This window comes from Paraglaciecola mesophila, from assembly GCF_009906955.1.
Lineage (GTDB): Bacteria > Pseudomonadota > Gammaproteobacteria > Enterobacterales > Alteromonadaceae > Paraglaciecola > Paraglaciecola mesophila_A.
Genome location: NZ_CP047656.1, coordinates 3138897 through 3165412, shown reverse-complemented (window position 1 = coordinate 3165412; position 26516 = coordinate 3138897). Strand labels below are relative to the sequence as shown.

Genomic DNA, 26516 nt, shown 5'->3' with positions numbered 1-26516 from the left:
TGCCAAAAGCACGAAAAATTCACTTAATCTCAGCGCTTCGGCATTTTCGTTTAATCAGTCCTTATCCCGCAAAAGGAGTATTTTTTATAGCGTCCAACATGGTCCTGTAGTCACTGGTGGCTAAAAATTGTGTAACATCTTTTAACGGTAATTGACTATCTGGATTGCTCACAGCCAGCAAGTGGGCAATGCCAAAATCTTTCGCTGCCTGCAAAATAGGCAAGCTATCATCAACAAACAACGTATGCTCGCAATCGAACCCTAAACGTTGCTGAAGCTTTTGCCATAATAATTGAGACTCTTTGGTGACCCCAAATTCATGGGTCGAAATAAGCGTATCGATATGGCTATCAAGGGCAGTATGTTCAATTTTTAATGACAGACTATCGGGATGCGCGTTAGTGACCAATACCACTTCACGCCCTGATTCTCTGAGGGCATCAAGCAATGGAATGGTGTCATCCCGCATGGCGATTAAATGCTCAACTTCACGCTTTGCTTGCATAATATCTAGCTGAAGTTTGTCTGCCCAGTAATCTAAACAATACCAATCTATTGTGCCAAACACTTGGCGATACTCCGCCATCATGTACTCTTTACCCTGTTCTTCGCTGATGCCATTGATACTGGCGTACGTTTTCGGTAAATGCTCTAACCAGAAGTGGCTATCGAAATGCAAGTCAAGCAAAGTCCCGTCCATATCGAGTAAAACCGTTTTAATTTTGTTCCAAGGTAAGTCAGGCAAGTGGCAAGTCCTTAAGTTAAGCGTTATATTCGACGTAACAATAGTTTACGCGTCATTGATGCAATTAGTGAGGCTATGATAACGTGATAGGTAGATGAGCAAAATAGACCCCAATAAAACACTTCCACACATTCACCAACGACGCACCGTGGCAAAAAGCGGATTGTTCACCGTTGAGCAAGTCGATCTCGAGTTTTCCAATGGAGAACTGCGCACCTTTGAGCGCATGGCTGGCGGTGGACGTGGCGCGGTGATGATTGTTCCCTTTATCAATAACCATGAATTTTTATTGGTACGTGAATACGCGGCAGGCACGCACTCATACCAGTTAGGTTTTCCTAAGGGCCTAATCGACCCAGGAGAAGAACCTGCGCAAGCCGCTGATCGCGAGCTCAAAGAAGAAGTCGGCTTTGGCGCAACTAAGCTTCATTACTTGCAAAATGTCAGCATGGCACCGGCATTTTTTAACGCCCGCATGGATATTTTTATCGCTGAAGATTTATATGAACAAACGCTTCCCGGCGATGAACCTGAGCCCTTAGACATCATTAAATGGTCGATAAACGATCTTGATGCGTTATTGGCTCGTGACGATTTCATTGAAGCTCGCTGTATTACCGCACTATTTCTCGCGCAAAAGTGGTTAAAGGAACAATAATGCCCACCGACTCTATCTCTTCGTTACTCGACATAGCTAAAAGCGCAGCCCAAGCGGCTGGAAAAGTCGTCATGGAAATCTATGACAGTGGTGACTATAAAAGCTATCAAAAAGACGATGACTCGCCCGTGACGTCAGCCGACTACAAAGCGAATGAAGTGATTTTGGCCATTCTCAAACGTAAAACCCCGCACATTCCTATCATGTCGGAAGAGTCAGACAACGGTGCACTAGAAGTGCGTAAAGGCTGGCATCGTTATTGGTTAATTGACCCTATTGATGGTACCCAAGAGTTTATCGCTCGCAGTGGCGACTTTGCAGTGAATATTGCACTTGTTGAAGATAACCAACCTGTTATCGGGGTGATTTACTGGCCCCCAGGTGAAACCTTGTATTTTGCCTCTAAAGGGCACGGGGCATTTAAAGAAAGCCGCACCGAAAATAAACGCATTCACGTGCGTAAATTTGACGATCCTGAACACGACCCCGTTATGATTGCCATTAGCCGCCGTCAAGCACGAGAAAATGTCATGCGCAGCATGAGCGATCATCGCACGTATCAAACTTATCCGACGGGCAGCTGCTCGCTAAAATCCTGTTTTATCGCTGAAGGTAAAGCAGATGTTTTCTTACGTTTAGGCGTGACTGGCGAATGGGACACTGGTGCTTCTCAGTGCATTGTCAGTGAAGCAGGGGGCAATATTTTGGCCCATGATTTTTCGCCTCTTAGTTATAATGAACGAAATTCCGTTACCAACCCAGATTTTATCGTTATGGGTGATCAACGAGTAAATTGGCAAACCATAGTGAAATACACCACAGGAGATACCGAATGACTTTCCGCAAAAATGCCAAGTTGCTAAAACTGGCCGCAATTAACCTAGCCGCGCTATCCAGCTTACTCGTGTGTGCAAGCGCTTCCGCCGATTGGCAACTGCTGAATAAAGACTCTCAGTTAAATTTCATTTCTACCAAGAATATTAAAGTCAGTGAGCTTCATCATTTCTCCAATCTGAGCGGCTCACTAACCAGTGCCGGTGAATTGTCGGTTGATATCGATTTATCCTCTGTAGAAACAGGGATAGATATTCGCAACTCTCGTATGCGTGAAAAGCTGTTTATGGTGGAGAACTTCCCGAAAGCGACTCTCACCGCTAACCTGCCAAAAGAAATTTTGGCGTTTACTAAAGGCCAAGCAGGTACGTTTACCATTCCTGCCAAATTAAGCGTGCTAGGGCAAGAAAACGACATTGAAGTGAAAGTACAAGTGACCAAAACTGACCATAATCGTTTTGTCGCCACCAGTGCTCAACCTGTCATCATTACAGCAGGGGATTATGGCCTACAAGGCGGCATAGACTGGTTACAAAACGTAGCGGGCTTGTCCAGCATCAGCCCGAATGTACCCGTAACGTTTAACTTAACCTTCATCGAATTGATGTAATTGATCGCTGCCGTTAAATGAGACAGGTGACAACCATTATTCTGCTTCCTCATCGATCAGCCCAAGCTGATCTTTGGGGATAATATTCACTGTTTCATGTAACTCTGAATACACCAGCAAGGCCTCGCCCGATGTTAATTGAGCTCGCACTTGCTCTACCTTATCTGCCAAACTGCAATCCGCCTCACCGTACTCGGTGCCTTCACGTAGCACAAATCCTTCAATCAGATTGCTCAACGCATCTGGGCTGACTTCATTAATCGGTATAATCATAAAACGATATGGCTTTGCACTTACTCGCGCAAAATCTCCTGAAAATATTGATTAACACGCTTCTGCATCCAAATTACCGGACGCCAAGGCGTGCCTTGCATAAACCCTACATGCCCTCCTTTGTCGCTTAATTCAAGGCGTACATGAGGGGACAGTTCTTGTTCACTGGGCAAAACTGACTCACTCATAAAGGGGTCGTCTTTAGCGTGAATGACAAGGGTTGGAGTGGCGATAGTTTTCATAAAATTTATCGCGCTGCATTTAGTGTAGTAATCATCAGCACTGTCAAAACCATGCAGAGGCGCGGTTACGTGCTGGTCGAACGCTTTGAAGCTTTTAAGAGAGCGTGCTTTGACATCATCAATCTCTAAATGATCGGAATAGTCCACGGTACGCATTTTATCCACCAGATTATTCACCATGCTTTTCAGTAAATAAGACTGATACATACGTGATACACCTTGATTGATACTCAATGAGCACTCAGCTAACTTAAAAGGCGGTGAAATCCCGATACCTGCGCGCAAAATGCGCTGTTCAGGACGTTCCCCTAACAGTTTTAACAGCATATTCGCCCCGAGGGAAAAGCCCATAGCCACTTTCGCGACATTAGGATACAGCTCCGTCAGCCAGTTTAACAAAAACCACGCGTCTTCTGTTTCTCCCGAGTGATACGCTCTGGGTAAGGTATTATGCTCACCGCCGCAACCACGAAAATGCATCAATACCACCAGGTAGCCTTGCTGAACGAGATTGGCAGCCATGTCATTGGCATAATGGGACTTGTTCGACCCTTCCAGACCATGAAAAATAACCACTAACCCTTTGCTCGATGCAATGCTCTCTCTGTCTCCTGCCCAGGCTAAATTGACAAAATCCCCATCAGGCAAAATCAAACGCTCTTTATGCCAATGCACCCTTAAGCGTCGCTGAAAAAAGCGCGGCCAAATAGTCTGCATATGACGATTTTTCGCCCACCAAGGAGGCGTAAACGTACTTTGTACAATCTCGCCAAATAAGGTGTTTTCGCTGGTTGAGCTAACCGTATCTAAAGGAAGATGACGTGATGAAGGCTGAGGCATTGAGGTGAGTGTGCATTCCGATTTGCAATAAATTGTTCTACTGAGTATATCAACTCTCTACCCTGTTGTAATTAACTGCGAAGAGCTGCATATCATGTGCAGATAACAAGCGCCCTGAGCAGGCGCTTAGATTATAAAATTACCCGAATTAGGCTTTTATACCAATGAGCGGGTCCATACCCACCTATTTACATAATGGCGTGAATAAGCGTGATATGTATTTCCTCTTAGACAGTCATTGTGACTTTGTTTAAGCCTTGAGGTGTGTCTGGGTTGCAACCCAATTGCACGGAAATGTCAGCAATATCAAGGTAGAAACGTTGCATAATCATTAACGCTCCGATTCGTGGGTGTACATTGTCAGGAAAGACTTTCATGTGTAACACATGTGCCCCGCGCTGGGTTACGTCGTCAATTTGTTGCTTGTGGGTGGCCTGCGATTCATCGAGCAATCCTAAACTGAGCACTTTTAGCGGCTTTTGCGCTAACGCCACAGGGCCGTGTACAAACTCAGCACTAGAGAATGCCTCAGCTTGAATTGCGCACACTTCTTTTAGCTTTAATGCTACCTCTTTGGCAATCGCGTAGCCAAAACCACGCCCCAACACGATGCATTTATCACACCCTTGGAACATATCTGCATGTAATTGCTTAGGCCCATCAACGGCTCGTTTAAGTGCATCTGGAATCTCTTTTATCGCAGCAATGAGGGCTCTATCTTTTTTACTGTAAGCCACCAATTGCAAAAGTGCACTTAAACACGCCAAGTAGCTTTTCGTCGCGGCGACCGCGACTTCTTGCTCCACGCGCAACGGGATAAGTTCATCGACTAAATTAGCCAATGGCGAGGTTTCATCATTCACCAAACCGATACACAGCGCCCCGGCCTCTTTCGCCATCTCCATGTGTTGCAAAATATCTGGGCTGCGTCCTGATTGTGAAATTCCAATAACCAGAGCATTATTTAGCTTCAATTGTTTGTGGAACACAGTCACCACTGAGGGCGCAGCAGCAACCACAGGAATGCCTAACTCCACTTCAATCAAGTACTTTGCAAATACCCCCGCATGGTCTGATGAGCCTCTTGCCACTATGTACACCACGCTTGGGTTAAGTCGCTGTATTCGCTGTGCAATACGCTCGCAAGTGCCTTGGTTTAATCTAAGCTGCTGTGCTAATAGGTCAGCAGTAGAAGCAGCTTCTTTGGCCATAATGCTGGTCATTAATACCTCCGGAAAAACGTAAAAAAAGGTGACGATTAACGTCACCTCATTCAATTTCACTTTACTTAAAAGCTAAAAATAAGCTCACCACCTTGCATCACGTCGCTGTGAGAGATGGTGTTCATCTGCACCGGTGTACCGTTAAGCGTAACCTCTTTAACATAATCACTTGGCGCTTTCCCTGATGACACCCGTTTTACCGTAAAAATCTTATTATTCGGTAATTGCAACTCAACAGTATCAAACTGGGGCGTGCCTAATACATACTGCCCATCAGCTGGGTTTAGAGGGTAAAAACCAAGTGCACTAAACACATACCAAGCAGACATTTGCCCCACATCATCGTTACCTGAAAGCCCATCTGGATTATCGCGGTACATGGTGTCTCGGATCTCTTTAATACGTTGCTCGCCTTTCCACTTTTGCGAGGTTAAAGAATACATGTAAGGCACATGGTGCACTGGCTCATTACCGTGCGCATACTGGCCAATGAGCCCAGAAATATCCGGTGATACATCTCCCTCCATAAAGGAATCAGTACTGAATAACGTATCTAATTTATTTAGAAATGGCGCTTCACCACCGAATAAGCTGATCAAGCCTTCAACATCGTGAGGGACAAACCAAGTGTACTGCCAAGCATTTGCTTCGGTGTAATCTGTGGTCCGGTGGTCAACATGGGTTGGGCTGAAATTTTTCACCCACTGGCCATCTTGGGTTTTGCCACGCATAAAACCGGTTTGTTTATCAAACAAGGTTTTATAAGACTCGGCACGTTGAGCGAAATACGCATAGTCTTGTTCTTTACCCAGTGCTTTTGCCATGCGTGCAATCGCCCAATCGTCAAACGCATACTCGAGGGTTTTCGATACAGCTTCAACCTCTAAATCAGAAGGTACATAGCCGTACTTAGCGAATAAATCGATACCAAAACGTTCCTGCATAGCCGACGCTTTAAGGGCCTCGAATAACGCCTCAGGATCCACATCCGTTAAGCCTTTAAAATAGGCATCGACTATGACGGGCACTGCGTGATAACCAATCATCACGTCGGTTTCATTGGCCATTAAATCCCAAGAAGGTAACAGGCCGGTTTCGTGGTAAAACGCCATCATCGAGCTGACCATATCATTGACGCGCTCGCCATTAGAAATAGTCAACAATGGGTGTAATGCGCGAAACGTGTCCCACAGTGAAAACAAAGAATACCGTTTAAATTGCTGACTATTGTGGGCACTACCGTCAGCACCAAAATAGCTGCCATTGACGTCATTGAATGTCTGCGGTGCCAAAAATGAATGATATAAAGCCGTATAGAACTTGCGTTTCGCTTGCTCGTTATCATCAGTGACTTTGAATTTGCCCAGTTGAGCTGCCCAGAGTGTTTGTGCTTGGCGCTTGCTATTATCGAAATCGAAATCAGCCACTTCAGCCGCTAGGTTTTGCTGCGCTCCATCAATACTGACATAAGAAATAGCTACTTTTGCCACCAAAGCCTTGTCAGCAATGTCACCGAAGTTTAGCACCACTTCGCTTTTTTCAGCGTTGATAAACGGGCCCGCTAGCGCTTCGCCTTCTTTGTAAAACTGATGTGCAAAGGGTTGGTTGAACTGGGCAACAAAATACACGGGCTGGTAATCAGTCCAACCGGTTGAAATACGGTAGCCCACTAAGGTGTTATCGTCTAACACACGCATAAAGGTAGCCACAGATTTATCGTAGTTCTGGGCATAGCCTAAATCGATTAATACTTTGGCGTCTTCTTCACCTGAAAAGGTATAGCGATGCACGCCAGTACGCTCGGTAGCGGTTAGCTCAGCATTGACCTTCTCTTGTGGCAAGCCCACTTGGTAGTACCCAGGTGAGGCACTTTCATCAGAATGTGAATACTCACTCACTACGTGCTTTAGTTCATTATCACGTCGGGTGTTGTAATCACCACGAAACGGCATGACGAGGATATCCAGCAAATCTCCTACCCCTGTGCCAGATAAATGCGTATGGCTGAAACCCAGTAGTTGGTTGTCGCTGTAATTGTAACCTGAGGTCCAATCCCATCCTTTAGAAGGATTGTCAGGGCTTAGTTGTACCATGCCAAAAGGCACCACTGCACCAGGAAAGGTATGTCCGTGGCCACCCGTGCCAATAAAAGGGTCTGCGTATTGTAACAACGACTCATCGACGACCTGCACCATTGGCACTTTTTGTATGCTAGGTTCCGAGCTTGTGGCACAACCAGCAAGTCCGCCTACGGCACAAAGAGAGAATGCACCCACTAAAAATTGTTTTTTCATTGTTAGAATCATTTATTTATCACTCATTACTTAATCTGGGAGTTTGTCTAGCCAGTTCTTTTTCAAAATCCAGCTGGTCACAACAATCACGCAAAAGGCTGCCAACATTGACCACCACTGCTGGATCACTAAATAAATAGGCATTACCACCAACGCTAACTGCCACACAATACCAACCACGACATTGCACATGTCCCTTGAAAACTCTTTATTCGGAACAAAATCAGCCTCTATGGCGATAACTTTTTCACGTATTGGTCCCCACACGCCCCAAGGTTTCACGGTGCGGTAGAACTCACATAACACTTCATCTGATTCAGGTGGGGTCAGTAAAGTGCCCGCAACGGAACCAATAAGGCCGAATAGCAGTAGTAACGGAAAGGCCATTAAAGGTTGCACGTCAGGAAGCGCAATCGGTAGCACGAGTGCACCTAGTAACCCAGCTAACATGCCCCAAAAGTAACCATAAGCATTAAATCGCCACCAATGCCATTTCAGTAAATTAGCCGCCGCGTAACCGCCAAATAACGCGGCAAAAATCCATTGCATAATGGCGTTAATGCTACCGAGCATCAGCCCAAGTCCCATACCGAGAACCACCAGCACAATCGACACGATATAGCTCATACGCACATAAGTGCGGCTGTCAGCATCCGGGCGCAAATAGCGGCGATAAATATCATTGACAAAGTAGGCAGGTGCAGCGTTAACCGATGCCGCATAGGTCGACATAAACGCAGCTAACAGACCAGCGATCAGCAAGCCGGTTAAGCCAACCGGAACGAAATTATTAATAGCGAATGGCAGAATCTGCTCAAAATCGAACTGCGCGCCTTGGGCCTGAATATCCGGCCCCATGTACACAATGGCAAGAATAGATAAACCTGCCACCATCATATAGCGAGGGAAAAACATCACCAAAGACACCAAACCACTCATTTTTGCCGCATCTTTAGGGCTTTTGGTGGCTAAAATACGCTGCATGTCATAGTTCGGTACAGGGCCAGCCATACTCGATAGCACACCCTTGAACAGCATCATCATGATCATCAAGCCAAAAAGCTCAAGGCCATCTTCTTGTACTTTAACGTTAACGCTGTCTATCAAGCCTTGCCAATTAAGATCTAATCGCCAGTCAAAAAAGAGTTGATCCCAACCCTGGGGCGTCGCTGCGGCCAATTGCTCGGGTGACACCATATACATGGCAATCACTCCAACTGAAATCGCTGCAATCGTCATGATCACAAACTGCAAGATCTCAGTAAACACCACGCTATACATGCCCCCTTTGACCACGTAAATCGTCGTGATCGCAAAGATGATCAATGCATACAAATCAGGAGATAATTCCCACGGGAAGAAGATCGCGGCAAACTTGCCAATTCCTTTAAAAGCGTAGGCAATAAAGCCAATAGCACTGACCAGAGCGAAAACCACTACCACCATTTGACTCAGTTGTGCGCCTTTACCGTTACCAAAGCGGGTTTCCATCCACTGAGCACCGGTCATGACGTTCGAGCGACGTAACCACACCGACAGATAAATCATCAAAAATATTTGGTTGAATATGGGCCAAATCCAAGGTAGCCAAGCGCTTTTCAAACCGTATACAAAGCACATTGAGACCAGCCACATAGTGCCGGCAATATCGAACATACCCGACGCATTTGACACCCCAAGGGCCCACCAAGGAATGGTTTTCCCACCTAAAAAGTACGAGTCCATATTTCGACTAGCACGTTTGGAAATATACAAACCAATCAGTAGTACCGAGACCAAATACGCAATGATGACGGCAATATCAATCCAACTCAAAATCATGACTTCAATCCAATTGCAGGCTTGCTGGCTAAGGCATCTGCACTAAAACTATCAAGTAGCGACTGCCAACGAACAGTATCGACTAAATTGGCAATTTGCTGCCGGCTCATGTTTGGCAAATCAATAGTGATAGTTTTCACTTGCTGGGGCAGCAAATCGAAAAAATTGTCGCTAAAGTTACCGGCTTGCTCCGCTATGCTCACGTACATTTGGCGCACAAAGGTATCTGTAGTGAACATTAAGGACAGTGATTGGTCTGCTATTTCATGCTCGCAGTTTATATTGGCAGCTTGAAGCGCTAATAATTTATTGGGCACAAAGAAGTGGCTGTTTTCACATAGCGTTGAGTTGTCTTCCTGAACCAGTCTAGCGACTACCACACTAGAGGCTAACTCATGGCTAGGTACGAACTGTTCTACATTGAGCGAGAATACATTTTCTGTACTATTGGCCAACACAGTCACGAATTGCTCGTGATACCAGCGAGTATTACCACTAAAATCATATAGCTGAATTTCTAATTTAGCCGCAAATGTGTGCAGGGCATCTGAAACCAAGGTCACAGACAGTTCATCCTGCTCGGGCTCAATCACCAGCAACTGAGAAGCAAAGCTGCGTCTGGCTTGATAGTGTAGGGCCTTCCAGCGCCCATAGTAATCGATACCAGACCAAGAAGCCGCAGGCCAAGTATCATTCAATTGCCAATATAACGTTCCCATACAAAATGGCATCGCCGCGCGATGGGCTTCAAATGCCATTTTTAACCCTTGAGCTTGTTGAACTTGGCTTAAATACAATAACTGATCGAAGTCTTTCGGAGCATTGAACTCTTCATCCATATAGCTTCGAATGAGCTTGTTACCACGAGGGTGTTTTTGATGAACTTGCATCACCTCTGAGTCTAGTGCTCGGTCTTCGGGCAGGGTAAAACGATGGGTTGACTCAGCAATAGGAAACGACTGAAAACCGTATTCACTCATAAAGCGTGGCACGCGCTTTTTATATTCGGTGAATGGCTCTTCACCATGCCACACGCCCCAGTAATGGTGATTAGCTTTATTGTCTTCGTCATTTTCCCAAAAACCAATGGGCGAAGAACGCAAATAAAAACGCTGACTGTCTAGAGCGTGCACGACACTCGGTAAAAGCGTGTCAAACAAGTTCACATAATCTTGCTTGAGCCGTGCGTACAGCTCATCAGAGTAGCTAAACTTTTCAGCCCACTGCCATTTTTCGATGGCCATATCAACTTCGTTATTGCCACACCACATAGCGATACAGGGGTGGTTACGTAAACGTCTAACGTTATATTCCGCTTCTTGTTTTACGTTAGCGAAGAAGGCCTCATCACCAGGATACAAGGTGCACGCAAACATAAAGTCTTGCCAGACTAAAATACCGTTGCGATCAGCCAATTCATAGAAAGTATCATCTTGATAAATCCCACCACCCCATACGCGCAGCATGTTCATATTGCCAGCTACCACGGCATCAAATACCTGCTGGTGCCGCTGGGTATTAACTCGATGAATAAAACTGTCATCAGGAATGTAGTTCGCGCCTTTCATAAAGACTGGGTGGCCGTTTATTTTGAAGTAAAAAGACTCTCCCATATCATCAGCTTGATTTACCACTTCTATTTCCCGCAGCCCCACGGATTGCTCGCGACGGGCTATCACCTGCTTATCCTTGATTAACTCAAAGCTAAAGTCATATAAAAACGCTTCCCCCAACCCATTAGGCCACCAGCGCTTAGGATCGTTAAGCGTAAAATTAACCTGCATGCTTTGCTCGTTAGCCTGGCCCGTTAAACGCACATCTAAAGTTTGATTTAACTGCGGAGCCTGTTCGCACTTCACCACTAATTTGGCATCAAAATCTGTCATCGCGCTAACGTCTAACGTGAAATGAAAGTCGGCGCGCTGTGCTGACAACGCCTGCTGTACAAAATGTACGTCTTTGATTTCAGCACCGTCGATAAACGCTAAATAAATATCGCGCCAAATGCCAGACGTCACGAATTTCGGACCCCAATCCCAACCGAAATGGCAAGGCGCTTTACGACAAAAGACACTCAGCTTCTCGTCACTTTTGTCATTTTCTGCTGGGTAGGTAAAACCGTTAGCTATAAATTGCGGATATACTTCATTCATGGGTGAGCGAAAACGAATTTCCACTTCATTTTCACCTTCCACCAACAAAGACTTACAAGCAAGGTGTTGACCCACAAACATATTCTGCCCGCTGGCGAGGTGTTGACCATTGAGATAAATATCACAAAACGTATCTAGCCCTAGGGCGACTAGATTAACCTCGTTGTGGGCCAATTGCGCCGCTGATACATTAAATGAACGGCGATAATGCCAGTCCTTTTTCTCAATCCACTGCAAATGGGATTCGTTATCTCGGTCAAATGGATCGTCTATTAAATTGTGGGCTAGCAAGTCAGTAAAATTACACCCTGGAACCTCAGCATTTCGCCAGTCTTGCTTATCGGCTTGGCAAAACTGCCATGTTCCAGTTAAGGGTAATGTCTTCATTTGTGTCATACATTCTTCGTTAATCATAAAAACCAATGTTGTAAAGTGGGCTGTCGAGTCGAGTGCGGGGCCGCCCAATGAGTCATCCCCACGATGAAATTATTGCTGTGTAAAATGCTGCTTGGTAAGAGTCGAGTTAAGTGTCATTAACGCCTTGATATAACTGTCGAACGGGGTCTTCGTGTACCACCCCGTCGATAAGAGCAGACGAATAAGCATGAAAAGAATAATGATCATTTGGTCCCATCTGCTGGCTTATAGACTGCGCTATTAATTTAGCGCTTACGGGAGCAATACCACCGCCAATCACTATCTCAATTTGTCCCTTAGCTAGTGCCAAGTAACGCGCTAATTGTGCGCTATGCTGTTGTGCAGTGTCGTGACTTGTCCAGTCACAACCTGAGGTGAGAATGCGCTGCACGCCTAGCTCGATAAGGCTGTCAATGGCTTGTTCTGGTTCAGCCAAGGCATCAAATGCACGATGAAATGTCACTTGCAAATTGGCGTTCTTAGCCACAGCAATTAATCGAGTTAACGCACCTATATCCAGCGTGTTATCTGGTGTGAGTGCGCCGAGCACCACCCCTTGCATCCCAGCTTGTGCAGCAAGGGCAATGTCATGCTGCATTTGCTGCACTTCACCCTCGTCATAACAAAAATCCCCACCACGAGGGCGGATCATTGCCAGCAAAATTATCTCCCCTTGAGCCGCTGCCCTAGCTTGCTGCATGGCATGCATACTAGGCGTGAGTCCCTGATGTTCCATATGGCTGCAAAGCTCTATCCGCGTCGCTTTCCCTTTATGAGCGGCACGAATTTGCTGGGCGACATTAGCCAGGTCATCACAAGGTAGGCAAATTTCGATATCAATCATTAATGGATCGCCAATTGCCCTAAATACATATTCACATTTTCCTCGCTCGAACCTTCACTAAACGACACACCGAGTTGGGTAATAGACTGCTTCGCAAGCGCACTAAGTGATACTTCATAGGAGCGCCAATCTTGTTGACTGGCACTTGGGGTGATCGCGTCTAACGCGAACATATGTCGCTTACCATTAGCATCTTCCACATATAGTGAAAGAGCGCTGACGTCGCCTTTGAGCGTTAACGTCGCTGTGTTGTTTTTGCCCAGTACCAAATGAGTTTGGTACAAAGGAATGCGTGTTTGTTGCGCGCTGAGCGACCCTGTAAATGCCAAAGAGCTACCACCAGAAAACACTTCTTCAAAGTCATACGCTACTGTCATTGACGGGTTGCCATACACGGCAAATTGCCAAGTAGGCAGCAGATCTTGCTTACTCATGTCAGTCCAGCCACTTAACACCTGCTGGCCGTTCTCGATCAGCTTTTTACCTTGGCCGGTATTAAAATGCGTTTCGAACGGTAACGTATTCACAGTGGTTTTTGCCGGAACGTAACGCCCTATGCCCGGCCAACCATCAAGGTCATTATTGGCAAGGTTCAAATCGTCCCCTACAAACAAGCGTTGCTCGGTTTGATAAAAACGTAGCGAGTCTTGGGAATCGTTTTTAAATTGGCTAAAAACAGGCGTATGGGGTTCGCCACTGAAATTAAAATTGAAGTTCGGTGCAAATAGCGCAATAGAGGTAAGCCCTTGCTTGGTATCGCTATCAAATAAATCCTCTAACCACTGAGTCTGACTAAAAGCGCGCTGTGCATTGCGACTTGGCCATAAATCAGCACCAAAATACAAGTCGTAACCAGAACGCCCCAGCTCTTGGGCAAGCGAGACAGAGCGCTCGACCATAGATTTTTTCCACCAGTAATTCATAAACATGGCATCGGCACTGGATACACCCTGCTGTAAAAACGCTTGGTTTTTCTCATTCAACTGGTTTTGCCAGCGCACCTCACCGTTTTCCAGCATGGAGTCATACCAATGGATTTCCATTCCTTGGGGGGCAATAGCAGTCAAATACTGCATAAAAGCCAACATTTTCTGGCCAAGTTCTGCACCGCGACGAGCGTCTTTTTGCCCTTCGACTAATTCATTTTCTGCATCTTTAATGGCGGTTAAGTTAGTTTCTTGGTTCATTAGCCAACCGTCAAAACCATAATATTGCGCGATGTCGACAAGTCTATGGGCCATAATAAAACGCCCTTGGTCATCCTGCTTGAGCAAAGCTTCTGCGGTATCAGGACTGCCCCCGTACTTAGCGATGGCTAAGAAAATCGAGCCGATAACCTTGACCCCATTTCGATGCGCGGTGTCGACCCAAGGCCGAGCAGGTATTTGCACCACATGATCAGCCGTACCGGCAAACCAGTTCAGCACATCGATTTGCGACCAGTGGGTAAAGTTATACAGATTAAATGTGGCTTGAGTATCTAGGTAGTTTGCAAAGTTATTCATGCCATCAGGCGCGTAGAGCACCTTAACATGCGTATCTAAATTTGCTCTACTGGGGTCTAACTGAGCCCCGTAACGTCTTGCTAACGGCTGCTTAGAAATATTCTTTGCAGAGCTAAAATCACTTTGTGCAGTCCAGTTCATGGCTTGCTCAAGGGTTAGTGCAAATGGCGCTTGATTAGCTCGAATATCGTTACTTTGTGCCTGACAAAAAAACGCGGTGCATAGTAATAGGCTACTCAGAGTTTTGTGCATCATACGCCTTCTCCTAGTAGGTTTTTACCATCAATAAGTTGCTCACCATGAGAATCTTTTAGCGCATAATTAAACCCAGGTTGAATACAGTAAGCTCCGTATTCACCCGCTTTATTGAGCGCTAAAAAGCCCACTTGAAATTCGGCAAAATTGTCTAAACGGGTGGCAATTCTCTCAACTGCTTTTTGACAGGCTTCTTGAGGTGAAGCGCCTTGGCGCATCAGTTCAACAACGAGATGACAACCTACGGTTTTCATCATCAGCTCCCCCATGCCCGTAGCCGTGGCAGCCCCCACCTCATTATCCACATATAAGCCGGCGCCAATAATCGGCGAATCCCCCACACGTCCGGGTAACTTAAATGCAGCACCGCTTGTGGTACAGGCCCCACTTAAGTTGCCCTGTTTATCTAAAGCCAGCATGCCTATGGTGTCGTGATTCTCGATATTGATTTGCTTTTTCGGTTGGCCTGTCTTGCGCCACGCTAGCCAGTCTTGCTTGGTTTGTTCGGTCAATAAATTTTGTTCAACAAACCCCTGCTGCAACGCAAATTCCTTAGCACCTTCGCCAACCAACATAACGTGAGGCGTTTCTTCCATGACTTTACGCGCCACCGAGATAGGGTGCAGAATGTCTTGTAAATACGCTACCGAGCCACAGTTCATGTTTTCATCCATGATACAGGCGTCGAGCGTTACGTTGCCCTCACTATCAGGGTATCCCCCTAAGCCAACTGTTCTAACCTGCGGGTCTGCCTCTGGTATACGTACACCTTGCTCTACCGCATCTAACGCGCGGCCATTATTTTGTAGTACGTCCCACGCGGCTTTGTTGGCCGCAATGCCGTGCTCCCAAGTCGATATCACCACCGGTTTGTTAATTTTTATTTCCCGCGCAAAAGCAGATCTACTACTTGCGACTAAGGCCCCTAGCGCATTGCTTAGCAATGATAATTTTAAGAACCCTCTGCGCGTGGTTGTCATAATCTATCCTCTTTGTGCCGCTCATATCTGGACTGTTTATTCGTTTGGTGTGTGTTGCTTTGCCAGTAACATGGCACCGTATTCTGCTGAGGCTTTGCCTTGTACGATGCATTCGCTTATTGGTTTCTTCAGGCGACTTTGCAAACGTTGAGCTACGCTACCCACTAAGACAATTGCATCAACTCCGGAGGCGTTTAGCCGTAAAATAACGCGTTGCAAAAATTCAGTGGCTTGCTCAATAATCGCTTTCGCTAACAAATCCCCTTGCTCTGCATGGGCGAACACCAGTGGTGCGAAGGTCGCAAATTCAGTAGAGCTTGCATGATTTAGCCGACTTGCCAGCGTAAGCACGTCTTCGTGTTCTGTCATAGCCGCAAGCATACTGGTGTGCGGGCCAATACCGTCATGAGCTAGCAATACAGATTTCACTGCTTGAAGCCCTAACCAAGCTCCGCTGCCCTCAGCATTGATGGGAAAACCATAGCCACCAATGGCATGCAGCTCATTTTCAACCTTACCTAAAGCGCTGAAACCAGTGCCTAATATAATCACCCCGCCATCTTGGCCTTGGTGCATACCAGTGACAGCGGCATGTAAATCAGTTGTGCAGTAAAAAGAATGAAACGGATGCCGCCACTGCTCCATGGCTTGCTGCATAGCGGGTAAATGTAAGCCAGCAATGCCAGCGCCCACATGTAGCTGCTGTACATTAACGCTATCCAAATTCGCATTTTTGATAGCGCTATTTGCTGCCTCTATCAACCCATTTTGAGCGAGCGCTAAACCATTGACTGGATTACCCGGGCCTCCTAGACCTTTACCGACACAATTTCCGTCCTTGTCATAAAGAGCGGCTTTGCACTGTGTGCCGCCAGCATCAATTCCTAGGTAGTAAGTGTGCGCCATCATGTTTCTTCATTCTTTGATTGTGATTTTTAGGTACTTTGTCGACAACAAAAAAGCCCACCAATGCGGAGCGGCGGGCTCATTTAACGAACAGGTTATTCGACTGGGCCAATTAACTCAATTTCAGCAATTTGCGTTAATGTGCTGTCGCCTTTATTTTTGTTGATGTTGATTCGATAGCTTGAGTAAGCGAAGCCGTTTTGCATTTCAAACAAGCGACGTTCGAAACGACTGTCGAAACTTTCACCAATCCAAGACTCCACCACTTCCCAAGTTGCACCACCGTCATTGGAGCCCAATACACTGAAGTTTTCCGGATCACGCTCTGGCGCGTCGTTGGCACTGGTAATCGCAATGCTGTTAACAATACGCGGTGCCACAAAGTCAAGCTGAACCCAAGCTGGATCTTCATCACTTGGCACTCCGCCATTGTCTAACCATTTAGTTTGGCTATCATCATCAAAAGCCATCGTTTCGGCTTCACCTTCACTAATACGTGCACGTCCAGTTATGCTAGTGCCTGTATCTGATGAGATATCAACAGACGCAAACTGTGGCCCAATAAGCTCTATTTCAGCGATTTGCATTAAGCTGGTATCGCCTTTGTTTTTGGTAATGTTAAAGCGATAAAAACTAAAGCCAACATCATTTGAAAACGCATATTGCTTACGCTCGAAGCGCTCATCAAAGCTCTCACCTAACCAACTGGCTAGCTCGGTCCAATTTTCATTGTCATTTGATGCCCAAACCGCAAAGTTTTCTGGATCACGCTCTGGGGCGTCGTTAGCACTGGTTAATGCTAGCGTATTAACCGCTGCCGCCTCTGGCAACGCAACGACCACCCAAGACGGCTCTTCAACCGACGGAACACCGCCATTATCTAACCATTTGGTTTGGCTGTCGTTGTCAAACGCCATGGTACCGGCTTCGCCATCACTGATGCGAGCGCGCTCTGTGTACGTCACACCCGCTTGATGACTATGCTGCAAACTGGGGATTTTCGGACCAATCAGCTCTATTTCAGCGACCTGCATTAAGCTGGTATCACCCTTGTTTTTAGTGATATTTAAGCGGTAAGAACCATAAGCCAAGGCATTATCTGCACTAAACAGTTTGCGCTCGAAACGTGAATCAAACGACTCGCCTAGCCAGTCACCAATTGTTGTCCAAGTGACGCCTGCATCGTTTGAGCCAAGTAACGTAAAGTTTTCTGGATCTCGCTCTGGCGCATCATTTGCGCTGGTCAATGCCAATACATTAACCGCAACGGGCTCCTGGAAATCGACCTGTACCCATGACGGCTCTTCTGCACTTGGTACACCGCCGTTATCTAACCATTTAGTTTGGCTATCGTTGTCAAACGCCATGGTTTCAGCTTCACCATCACTGATGCGAGCGCGACCGGTTATCGCCCCTGAACCAGGCGGGTTTGTGTGATCTGCGCTGGCATAAATAGGCCCTACCAATTGGATTTCTGCCAGTTGCATCAAGCTTGTATCACCTTTATTTTTGGTGATATTCAAACGATAGAAGCGGTATTCCAAGCCATTTGAGAAAGAAAACTCTTTACGCTCAAAACGCTCATCAAATGACTCCCCTAAAAAACTGGCCAGGGTATCCCAAGTTTCACCGTCATGTGACCCCAATAAAGCGAAGTTTTCTGGGTCACGCTCTGGTGCATCATTGGCACTGGTAATGAACAAACTACTCACCGCTTGCGGCTCTGCAAACTCGACTTGCACCCAAGAAGGCTCTTCTGCTGTGGGTACTCCGCCATTGTCTAGCCATTTGGTTTGTGAATCACCATCAAACGCCATGGTTTCGGCTTCCGCATCACTAATACGCGCGCGACCAGTAATAGTAGCGTTGGCGATATTGTCTGCCGTAGTGACTTCTTGAACCGGACCACTGGTGCCATCGGATAACGCGAACGACAAGCCCAAGTCGATTACACTGTCGCTAGTCATACCCAACTCTGACAAAAATGGAATGCCGGCGACCGACGCTAATAAACGCTCTCTGATAGGTGTCAACACTGTGGTGTCGCCATCAATGGCTGATGCGATCGCGGTGTTGATATCTTCAAAACGCGTATTTAGGCTTTCCTGTGCAGTGATATTTGCAAACGCTGCATTGGCAAGTGACAAGGAAATAACCGCTGCCGGTGCGAGGATATCCGTACACTCTTGCTCAGTCACATCATTGCCCTGTGCGTCAGTAGTGGTCACATCTACACACTCTTCACCTAACACGAAATTATCGTAAGACTCAGCACTAATTAGTGAAGTTTCAAATAAGTTCATACCTGTTACTGGCACACCTAACGCGCGCAACGTAATGTCAGAATAAGTGACCGCTTGAGCATCAAATAAAACTTTTTGGCTGATATTAGCGCCATCTGCGACGGCACTTTCGAGTAAAGGCGTCGCCACAGTGGTGAGCGCATTCGCTTGAAACGGCACACTGCTATCACTGGCTTGTGAGCCATAAGGAACATTGACAAACGCCAATGATTTGAGGACGGTTCCGGTCAGCGGTTCACCACTTAATTCTTGCCCCATTGCAACACCAGCACAATCGATGGCATCACACATCATGCTGGTTGCATCTGTGGCGGTAACGGTTAAACGAAACGGGCTATTGATTCCAAAGCCTAGTTCACTTTGTACGACTAAATTAACGTTACCTGAGGCATCCGTCAGTTCACCACTGGTAATGCTTATCGGTGAATTGTTCATTTGCTCAACGCTTAATTGCGCGCTGTCTAAACTACCTTTTATTGCCGTACCGGTTAACGTGGCAGCGGTCGTTAAACGCGTGTCCACTGCATCACTTGGATTTGGATCATCTGCACTTCCACCGCAACCGTATAGGGTGCTCATTGCCATCAGCATGGCCGCTGTGGTTTTATTTATTGTGAGCTTTTTCATTATTATTCCTCTGTTCAATCTGTCTCTTTACGTACCATTTCACCGGCCCTTCATGACCGGTAAGACGCATTAAAATCTGTAGTTAATGCCGGCAAAGAAGCGGCGACCGCTATATGAATTAGTTAGAAAGCGTGCTTTGGTATCGTCGCCTAAATGGACGTAGTCTTCTGACTTGGTCAAATTGATAACCGACGCACTTAAGGTAATATCGTCATTGATGCTATAACTGGCATTCACATCTACCTGATCATATGTATCGCTGAAGCGATTGATGTCCCAATCTTCCGCTAGTGCACCAATTGTTGGGCCTCTGCGGTTGTAAGAGACTCTTAAGCTGTAATCGTCGTTTTCATAAAACGCTGATAAGTTGCCCTGATATTTCGAACTACCGGTAAGCGGCGATTCACCCACAGTACGTCCATCAGCCTCTACCGTGGCAGAACTGGTGATGTTGCGTGTGTAGTTACCGGATACACCGAATCCATTTTCAAAGAAATGCTGGAAAGAAAACTCCAACCCTTTTGATTCTGCATCAGTACCATTGGCTGCGGTGTTAAAGTCGCGTACCACTATGTCACCACCAACGTTAACCGTGCCACCACCTGACTCAACCAAAGTGAAGGTTTGATCTGGTACGCTGGAATTAACGTCTAGAACAAAAGGCACCACAAAGTTATCGATATTTTTAAGGAATACCGCCAGACTCACTCCTGAGCCTTCCCCGTAGTAATACTCTAAAGACACATCATATTGCACAGATTCAAGAGGACGCAGAGATGAGTTACCACCACTACCGGTCCAACCTTCCTGATCACGTATTGGGTCAAAGTCAGGACGGCTACTAGAATCGGCTTCCCACTCACTTGAGTTGTAAGTCAGAGTTTGAAACTGACCTAGATCTGAATAATCAGGACGCGAAATCACCTTCGCTGCGGCGCCGCGCAACACCCAATCATCATTGATATCCCATGCAATATTAAAACTAGGCAAGACATGGTTGTATGAGTTTTCTTTGGGGTTAACGATAACATCACGCACTATGCCGTTAACCTGAGCCACATCTTCACCCTCAAGATTAACGCGGTCCAAACGATACTCTAGGCGATCACTTGCAGTATTAGTATTCACCGTATCAACAAAACGCACCCCGAAATTACCGCGGAAATTTTGCCATTGATAATCGGCTTGTACGTAGGCGACTTTTACTTCTTCCTCTACTTCATATACAAAGTCAGGTTCAAAACGAGTATAACGCTGGAAGTTTGATTCAAGCTGGTTTTGATAAGCAATCCAGTTAACCGCAGGAAAGATATTTGTATTGATTGATCCCCCAAGATTACCTAAAGGTTGTGATGCTATTACATCAACCAATAATGGGATCCCACCATTACGTGAATAATCATCATCAAGGGTAATACCACCTGGGCGCGCCTCACCTGCTGCAATATCAAAATCTTTATCCAGATAATAGGTGTTACGGGTATCACGATGGATTGACCCCTTGCGGTATTTCAAACCAAAACGTAAGGTTTCCACTATGCCCCAGTCTACATACCAATCGGTGTCGATTTGAGCATAATCTTCTTCTTGTGTTCCACCAACAAAGCTAGAGTCAGTCGCGCCTATATCCGCTTGACCTCCTTCGCCTGCTTGCAAGCGATTGAACATTTCTGGGTCGATATTGGTGACCAAGTTTTCATTCTCAAAACGCCAGCCCCAATAATCGGCAGTATTGCCAGAATAATAAGCAGCGCGGAATTTCTCAGTAGGTCCACCTTCGGCTTCAGTATGACCAGCTACGAACTTCACTCTGTAGTCACCACCGTCATACTCCATGAAGAAATCAACCGTATCCGATGTTGACTCTTCTACAACATACTCACCATTCAAGCGCGGAATTTGAGTGTCTAATTCTTGTCCTGAAACGCCACTGGCATAATTAATTCCGGTCACATACTCGGCTTCTGCATCCACAAAAACGTCCGTCCAGTATTGGTTAGTATCGTGCCATTCAGGATATTCCAGTTGATTAAGAACAGAATCTAAGCCAAGTTTAAACTGAAAGTAATTCACACCTACTTCAAGGTTATCAGTAGGTCGCCACTGGGCTGTAAACTGAATACCTGTGCGCTCACGATCTTCAACCAACACTTCTTGAACTAAACTTTGGCGAGCATAACCTTGCGCTCCCCCCTCTATTTCTTGACCATTACGTCGTTCGGTATACAAAAAATTCTGATTAATAATGTTCACACGAGAGGTTTGCGTGCGATTGGTTCTGTCTTGCTGAGTGAAGCCGACCAACATACCGAAATCTTCGTCGTCATTTTTCCACGAATAAATACCGCTCAATTGAGGCTCGTATTTATCTGTGATATCGGCATAGGTATATTCTAAGCTAACAACGCCGGAGTTTTTGTCCATATCCAAGGGTTTTCGGCTATGCACAATGACCGTACCGCCTATGCCCCCTTCGTCTAACCGAGCTTCAGACGACTTGAACAACTCAACACTGCCCACCAAGTTTGACGGTAACAATTCATAGGAAAAAGAACGCGATGGATCTCCGCCAGATGCAGCGATAAAGTTACCGTTTAACTGAGTAAACGTTAAATTAGGCGATAAACCGCGAATGCTCACACTTGAACCTTCACCACCATTTCGTTGAATTACAACACCAGGTACGCGCTGCAAAGAATCTGCTACGTTCTTGTCAGGAAATTTACCAATATCTTCAGCAGTGATGGCATCGACCACCGCATTTGAAAGGCGTTTAATCGCCAGGTTTTCTGCCGCAGATGCGCGAATACCACGAACCTGAATTACTTCGGTTTCAGCATCGCTGGTTTGTGCGGCATCTTCAGTTTGTTGCGCCATGGTGTATGCGGGGACTATCCCCAACCCACAGACAACCGCGAGACTGAGTATCGATTTAGCAAAGATTTTGTCACTGGTGTTGTTCATATGTGTATTCCTAATCGCCATCGGATATTTCCGTTTAACCAAATGTAACCGTGAACATCATTTACGGTTAATATTAGTAACTGCTTATTTTTTCTTTGTTTTACGCTACCTAAAGGTCAATTTTTTAGTAAATTTCTAACCTTAAAAATGTAATCGATTACAATTTACTGGGAAAATATAGTGCGCAGCACTTTACATGTCAACAACACTCGTCAAAAAATATACAAAAAATTAACAACAAACGAAAAAGTCAGCCAATTAGCTGCGACCTCGTAAAAATCACAAAAACAAGGTTTGCCGAGGGTTATTGTGGTGCAGGGCCGCTACTTTGGCGCTCAAGTAATTGAAAAGGCAGCATTTCGCTACTGCGAGTCAAAGGAACACCGTTGATCACATCACTGAGGACCTCCATTCCTCTGCGGCCCATTTCATACGCAGGTTGATCTATTGTTGTTAACGGCGGGTTTATAAAAGCAGAGACTTTTACGTTATCAAACCCCACCACTGAAATGTCATCAGGCACACTTAAACCCTGGCGGTGAATTTCGTGCATGGCGCCAATGGCGATATCATCATTAAAGCAAATCACCGCGCTAGGCCGATTAGGCTTTGCTAACAACTGGCGCATGCCTTCTATACCATTTTCTATGCTATAGCTTTGACCAACGACCATTTCTTCATCAAATGCAATGCTCTCTTCGGCCAAGACACTGCGCAGCCCAGACAACCTATCCTTATGAATTTGACTCACCACTTGACCCACAATAACGGCAAATTTGGTATGCCCATAGCTTACCAAATGATGCGCTAACGCACGGCTAGCGGCATAGTTGTCTAACGCCACCACTGGGTATTTTTTGTCAGAGTGGATACGTTCACAAACACTAACCATAGGGATAGTTTCAGCTAATTTCGCGTCATCTTCATTAAAAGGGAAGGAATGATCGAGTTGAATTAAGCCATCTGCCCGATTGGTCAATACCATGGAGGCATAATCGCTTTCGCGCTTACTGTCACCTTGAGTATCGCATAACAATACCGTAAAGCCGCGCTCTTGCGCAGCTTGCTCAATACCACCAATAATGCGCATAAAAAACGGATTAATTAAGTTTGGTACTAATACGACTATGGTATTTGTACGCCCCGTCTTAACACTGGTTGCTAACCAACTTGGCCTGTAACCCGCTTCTTTAACGGCTTTCATGACCTTTTCTTTGGTACGGGCGGTGACCATATCTGGCATCTTAAGTGTACGTGATACGGTTGCGGTTGATACGCCTGCAAGCTCACTTACTTTTTTAATATTGGTCATTTACGACTTCCAAAAATCAAGCCCCCATTGGGCCATGGTTATTTAATTGCACTATTCAAGCAATCTCTTAGCTAATGTAAATACCTGAATATGTAAATAATATCAACGGTAAGACAAAAGTAATTCATGTAATCGATAACAATAATACTAAATACCAACTGATATTTGGCTAATTATCGCTTATTTTGGCTTTTTATTGGACATAACACTAGACCAATAAATTGTAATCGATTACAATTTTACAAGGCATTAACTTTTGTCTTAGGTGTACTGTTCAAGGCAAACTCAAAATATGAAGTGAAACGGTGGCAATAACCTGTCACAGAAAATGACTTTCGTAGGTATAAACAAATGAATTATAAGATTATTTTCACCATTCCTGCATTGCTACTACTGACCGCCTGTAGCGCCTCAAAAGACAGCAAAGAAGCTGAATTAGTGGCCGTAGCACCTTCGGTAGATCTCGTCGATTATGTTAATCCTCTTATGGGTACTGACTCTAAGTTCAGCTTATCGAACGGCAACACCTACCCGGCTATTGCGACACCATGGGCAATGAATTTCTGGACACCCATGACAGCGCCGATCGGTGACGGCTGGACCTACAAATACAATGACGACCAAATTCGCGGTATAAAACAAACTCACCAACCAAGCCCTTGGCTAAACGATTATGGTGCGTTTGCTTTGATGGCTGTCACCGGAGAGATGAAGTTTAACCAAGACGAACGAGCATCTTGGTTCTCTCACAAAGCTGAACAAGCCAGCCCTGACTATTACAGTGTGTATTTAGCCTCTTACGACGTCACCGCTGAAGTAACACCGACTGAGCGTGCGGCACAGTTTCGTTTCACATTTCCAGACACTGATAATGCCTATATCATTCTAGATGCCTTTGACAAAGGCTCCATGGTGAAAATCATCCCAGAAGAGCGCAAAATAATCGGTTATGCGCGCAATAATCACGGGGGTGTGCCGGACAATTTCCATAATTATTTTGTGGCTGAGTTTGATAAAGATTTTGAAATCAATCACACGTGGACGGATGAATACCAATTAAACACAGATGCTTTTCAAAGCACAGGCGAGCACGTAGGTGCAGTTATCGGTTTTAAAACCAAACGCGGTGAAAAAGTCACCGTAAAAGTCGCTTCGTCTTTTATTAGCCCTGAACAAGCGCAGCTCAATTTAGACCGAGAAATCGGCCAAGATAGTTTCTCTGCCACCCGTCAAAAGGCAAACCAACATTGGCAGCAAGAGCTGTCGCGCATCGAAATTCAGGATAACGACAAAGATAACTTACGTACGTTTTATTCTGCGCTTTACCGCGTCTTATTATTCCCGCGTAAGTTTTACGAGTACAACCAAGCTGGTGAAGTAGTGCATTACAGCCCTTACAACGGTGAAGTACTGCCCGGTTACATGTTTACTGACAATGGCTTTTGGGACACCTTCCGCGCGGTGTTTCCCTTCTTTACCCTAATGTACCCGGAGCTCGACGAACAAATCATGGAAGGCTTAGCCAATACCTACAAAGAATCCGGTTGGTTACCTGAATGGGCGAGCCCAGGTCATCGTGGTGTAATGATTGGCTCTAACTCCGCGGTCAATATTGCTGATGCTTATCTTAAAGGTATCACCGATATCGACATCGATACGCTTTACGACGCCATCATCAAAAATGCTCAAGTAGAAGAAGGCCGTCCTGTTAGCTCAGTGGGTCGAGAAGGCGTTGATTATTACAACAAGCTTGGCTACGTCCCCTACGATGTTGGCATTCACGAAAACGCCGCGCGTACCCTTGAATACGCCTTTGCCGATTTCAATATTTATCGTCTCGCGGAGCGCCTAGGCAAAACCGAAGATGCTGCTAAATACAAACAAAAAGCCCTGAATTATCAGCACTTATTTGATAAAGAAAGCGGCTGGATGCGCGGTAAAAACGAAGACGGCAGTTTTCAAACCCCGTTTAACCCTTTGAAGTGGGGCGATGCGTTCACCGAGGGCAACAGCTTGCATTACACTTGGTCAGTATTCCACGATATCGCCGGTTTAAAAGATCTAATGGGCGGTGATCAAGCCTTCGTTAACAAGCTTGATAGCGTATTTAGCATGCCACCTACTTTCGACGACTCTTATTATGGCTTTACCATTCACGAAATTCGCGAAATGCAAATCGTGAATATGGGCAATTACGCGCATGGTAACCAACCTATTCAGCATATGAGCTATCTCTATAACTACGCGGGACAACCGTGGAAAACTCAATATCACGTGCGCAACATCATGGATAAGCTTTACTCAGCAACACCAGACGGTTACTGCGGTGATGAAGATAACGGCCAAACATCGGCTTGGTATGTCTTCAGCGCGCTAGGTTTTTACCCTGTCGCGCCCGGTAGCGATGAGTACGTGTTAGGTAGCCCACTGTTCGATAAAGCCACGTTGCATTTACAAAATGGCGAGCGCTTTACCGTCAAAGGCAATAACAACAGTAAAGACAACGTATACGTGAATGGCGCCAAATTAAACGGCAAGACTTTCGATAAGACCTTCTTGTCCCATCAGCAAATTCAGCAAGGTGGTGAAATATCTTTTGATATGTCGAGCCAGCCAAACACGTCATGGGCCACCAGCAAAGAAGCCGTGCCCTATTCAATGTCGAGCGCTGACTAAACCACCCATTTATCAACGTGCCAGTTTCGGCTGG

General features: G+C 45.8%; 18 protein-coding genes. 4 read left to right on the top strand and 14 right to left on the bottom strand.

Features of this window, described 5'->3' with window-relative positions; all coding sequences use genetic code 11:
* Positions 1-61: 61 nt before the first annotated feature.
* Positions 62-745 (bottom strand): GMP/IMP nucleotidase, encoded by a 684-nt coding sequence (gene yrfG / locus FX988_RS13655; RefSeq protein ID WP_160180619.1) that lies wholly within the window; start codon positions 743-745, stop codon positions 62-64.
* Between the two features lie 94 nt (positions 746-839).
* Between yrfG and nudE the strand changes: the two genes are divergently transcribed.
* Genes nudE through FX988_RS13640 form a run of 3 tightly spaced genes read left to right on the top strand, consistent with a single transcriptional unit; the run spans position 840 to position 2847 of the window.
* The gene (gene nudE, locus FX988_RS13650) at positions 840-1403 is read left to right on the top strand and encodes an ADP compounds hydrolase NudE (protein ID WP_160180617.1); all 564 of its coding nucleotides are present in this window, start codon (positions 840-842) and stop codon (positions 1401-1403) included.
* Entirely contained in the window at positions 1403-2239 is an 837-nt protein-coding gene (gene cysQ / locus FX988_RS13645; protein WP_160180615.1) for a 3'(2'),5'-bisphosphate nucleotidase CysQ, read from the top strand. The genes nudE and cysQ overlap by 1 nt, the downstream gene beginning before the upstream one ends.
* Positions 2236-2847 carry a YceI family protein gene (locus FX988_RS13640; protein WP_160180613.1) on the top strand — a complete coding sequence of 204 codons (612 nt, stop codon included), beginning with the start codon at positions 2236-2238 and terminating at the stop codon, positions 2845-2847. The genes cysQ and FX988_RS13640 overlap by 4 nt, the downstream gene beginning before the upstream one ends.
* A gap of 36 nt (positions 2848-2883) precedes the next feature.
* Here the strand turns inward: FX988_RS13640 and FX988_RS13635 are convergent, their stop codons facing one another.
* The 13 genes from FX988_RS13635 to FX988_RS13575 form a co-directional block, all read right to left on the bottom strand.
* A complete protein-coding gene (locus tag FX988_RS13635; protein ID WP_160180611.1) occupies positions 2884-3120 on the bottom strand; it encodes a YheU family protein in 237 nt (78 codons plus the stop codon).
* Positions 3121-3140: 20 nt separating this feature from the next.
* On the bottom strand, positions 3141-4202 hold the full coding sequence (locus FX988_RS13630) for a hydrolase (RefSeq protein WP_160180609.1): 1062 nt from the start codon (positions 4200-4202) through the stop codon (positions 3141-3143).
* 227 nt (positions 4203-4429) lie between these two features.
* Positions 4430-5425 (bottom strand): glucosamine-6-phosphate deaminase NagB-II, encoded by a 996-nt coding sequence (gene nagB-II, locus FX988_RS13625; RefSeq protein ID WP_160180608.1) that lies wholly within the window; start codon positions 5423-5425, stop codon positions 4430-4432.
* 65 nt (positions 5426-5490) lie between these two features.
* The gene (locus FX988_RS13620) at positions 5491-7719 is read right to left on the bottom strand and encodes a GH92 family glycosyl hydrolase (protein WP_160180606.1); all 2229 of its coding nucleotides are present in this window, start codon (positions 7717-7719) and stop codon (positions 5491-5493) included.
* A 30-nt stretch (positions 7720-7749) separates the two neighbouring features.
* Positions 7750-9540: a sodium:solute symporter family protein gene (locus FX988_RS13615; protein WP_160180604.1), complete on the bottom strand. Its 1791-nt coding sequence runs from the start codon at positions 9538-9540 to the stop codon at positions 7750-7752.
* Positions 9537-12107: a glycoside hydrolase family 2 protein gene (locus FX988_RS13610; protein ID WP_160180602.1), complete on the bottom strand. Its 2571-nt coding sequence runs from the start codon at positions 12105-12107 to the stop codon at positions 9537-9539. The genes FX988_RS13615 and FX988_RS13610 overlap by 4 nt, the downstream gene beginning before the upstream one ends.
* A gap of 109 nt (positions 12108-12216) precedes the next feature.
* The gene (locus FX988_RS13605; protein WP_160180600.1) at positions 12217-12954 is read right to left on the bottom strand and encodes a copper homeostasis protein CutC; all 738 of its coding nucleotides are present in this window, start codon (positions 12952-12954) and stop codon (positions 12217-12219) included.
* Positions 12954-14711: an endo-beta-N-acetylglucosaminidase gene (locus FX988_RS13600; protein WP_160182180.1), complete on the bottom strand. Its 1758-nt coding sequence runs from the start codon at positions 14709-14711 to the stop codon at positions 12954-12956. The genes FX988_RS13605 and FX988_RS13600 overlap by 1 nt, the downstream gene beginning before the upstream one ends.
* On the bottom strand, positions 14711-15694 hold the full coding sequence (locus FX988_RS13595; RefSeq protein ID WP_160180598.1) for an isoaspartyl peptidase/L-asparaginase family protein: 984 nt from the start codon (positions 15692-15694) through the stop codon (positions 14711-14713). The genes FX988_RS13600 and FX988_RS13595 overlap by 1 nt, the downstream gene beginning before the upstream one ends.
* 36 nt (positions 15695-15730) lie before the next feature.
* Positions 15731-16603 carry a BadF/BadG/BcrA/BcrD ATPase family protein gene (locus tag FX988_RS13590; RefSeq protein ID WP_254700611.1) on the bottom strand — a complete coding sequence of 291 codons (873 nt, stop codon included), beginning with the start codon at positions 16601-16603 and terminating at the stop codon, positions 15731-15733.
* A 92-nt stretch (positions 16604-16695) separates the two neighbouring features.
* Positions 16696-19530, bottom strand: a complete 2835-nt coding sequence (locus FX988_RS13585) for a discoidin domain-containing protein (RefSeq protein WP_160180596.1) — start codon at positions 19528-19530, stop codon at positions 16696-16698.
* A 69-nt stretch (positions 19531-19599) separates the two neighbouring features.
* The gene (locus FX988_RS13580; protein ID WP_160180594.1) at positions 19600-22494 is read right to left on the bottom strand and encodes a TonB-dependent receptor; all 2895 of its coding nucleotides are present in this window, start codon (positions 22492-22494) and stop codon (positions 19600-19602) included.
* Between the two features lie 304 nt (positions 22495-22798).
* Positions 22799-23806: a LacI family DNA-binding transcriptional regulator gene (locus FX988_RS13575; RefSeq protein ID WP_160180592.1), complete on the bottom strand. Its 1008-nt coding sequence runs from the start codon at positions 23804-23806 to the stop codon at positions 22799-22801.
* A 351-nt stretch (positions 23807-24157) separates the two neighbouring features.
* On the opposite strand from FX988_RS13575, the gene FX988_RS13570 reads away from it, so the two are divergent.
* Positions 24158-26482: a GH92 family glycosyl hydrolase gene (locus tag FX988_RS13570; RefSeq protein ID WP_160180591.1), complete on the top strand. Its 2325-nt coding sequence runs from the start codon at positions 24158-24160 to the stop codon at positions 26480-26482.
* Positions 26483-26516: the final 34 nt, after the last annotated feature.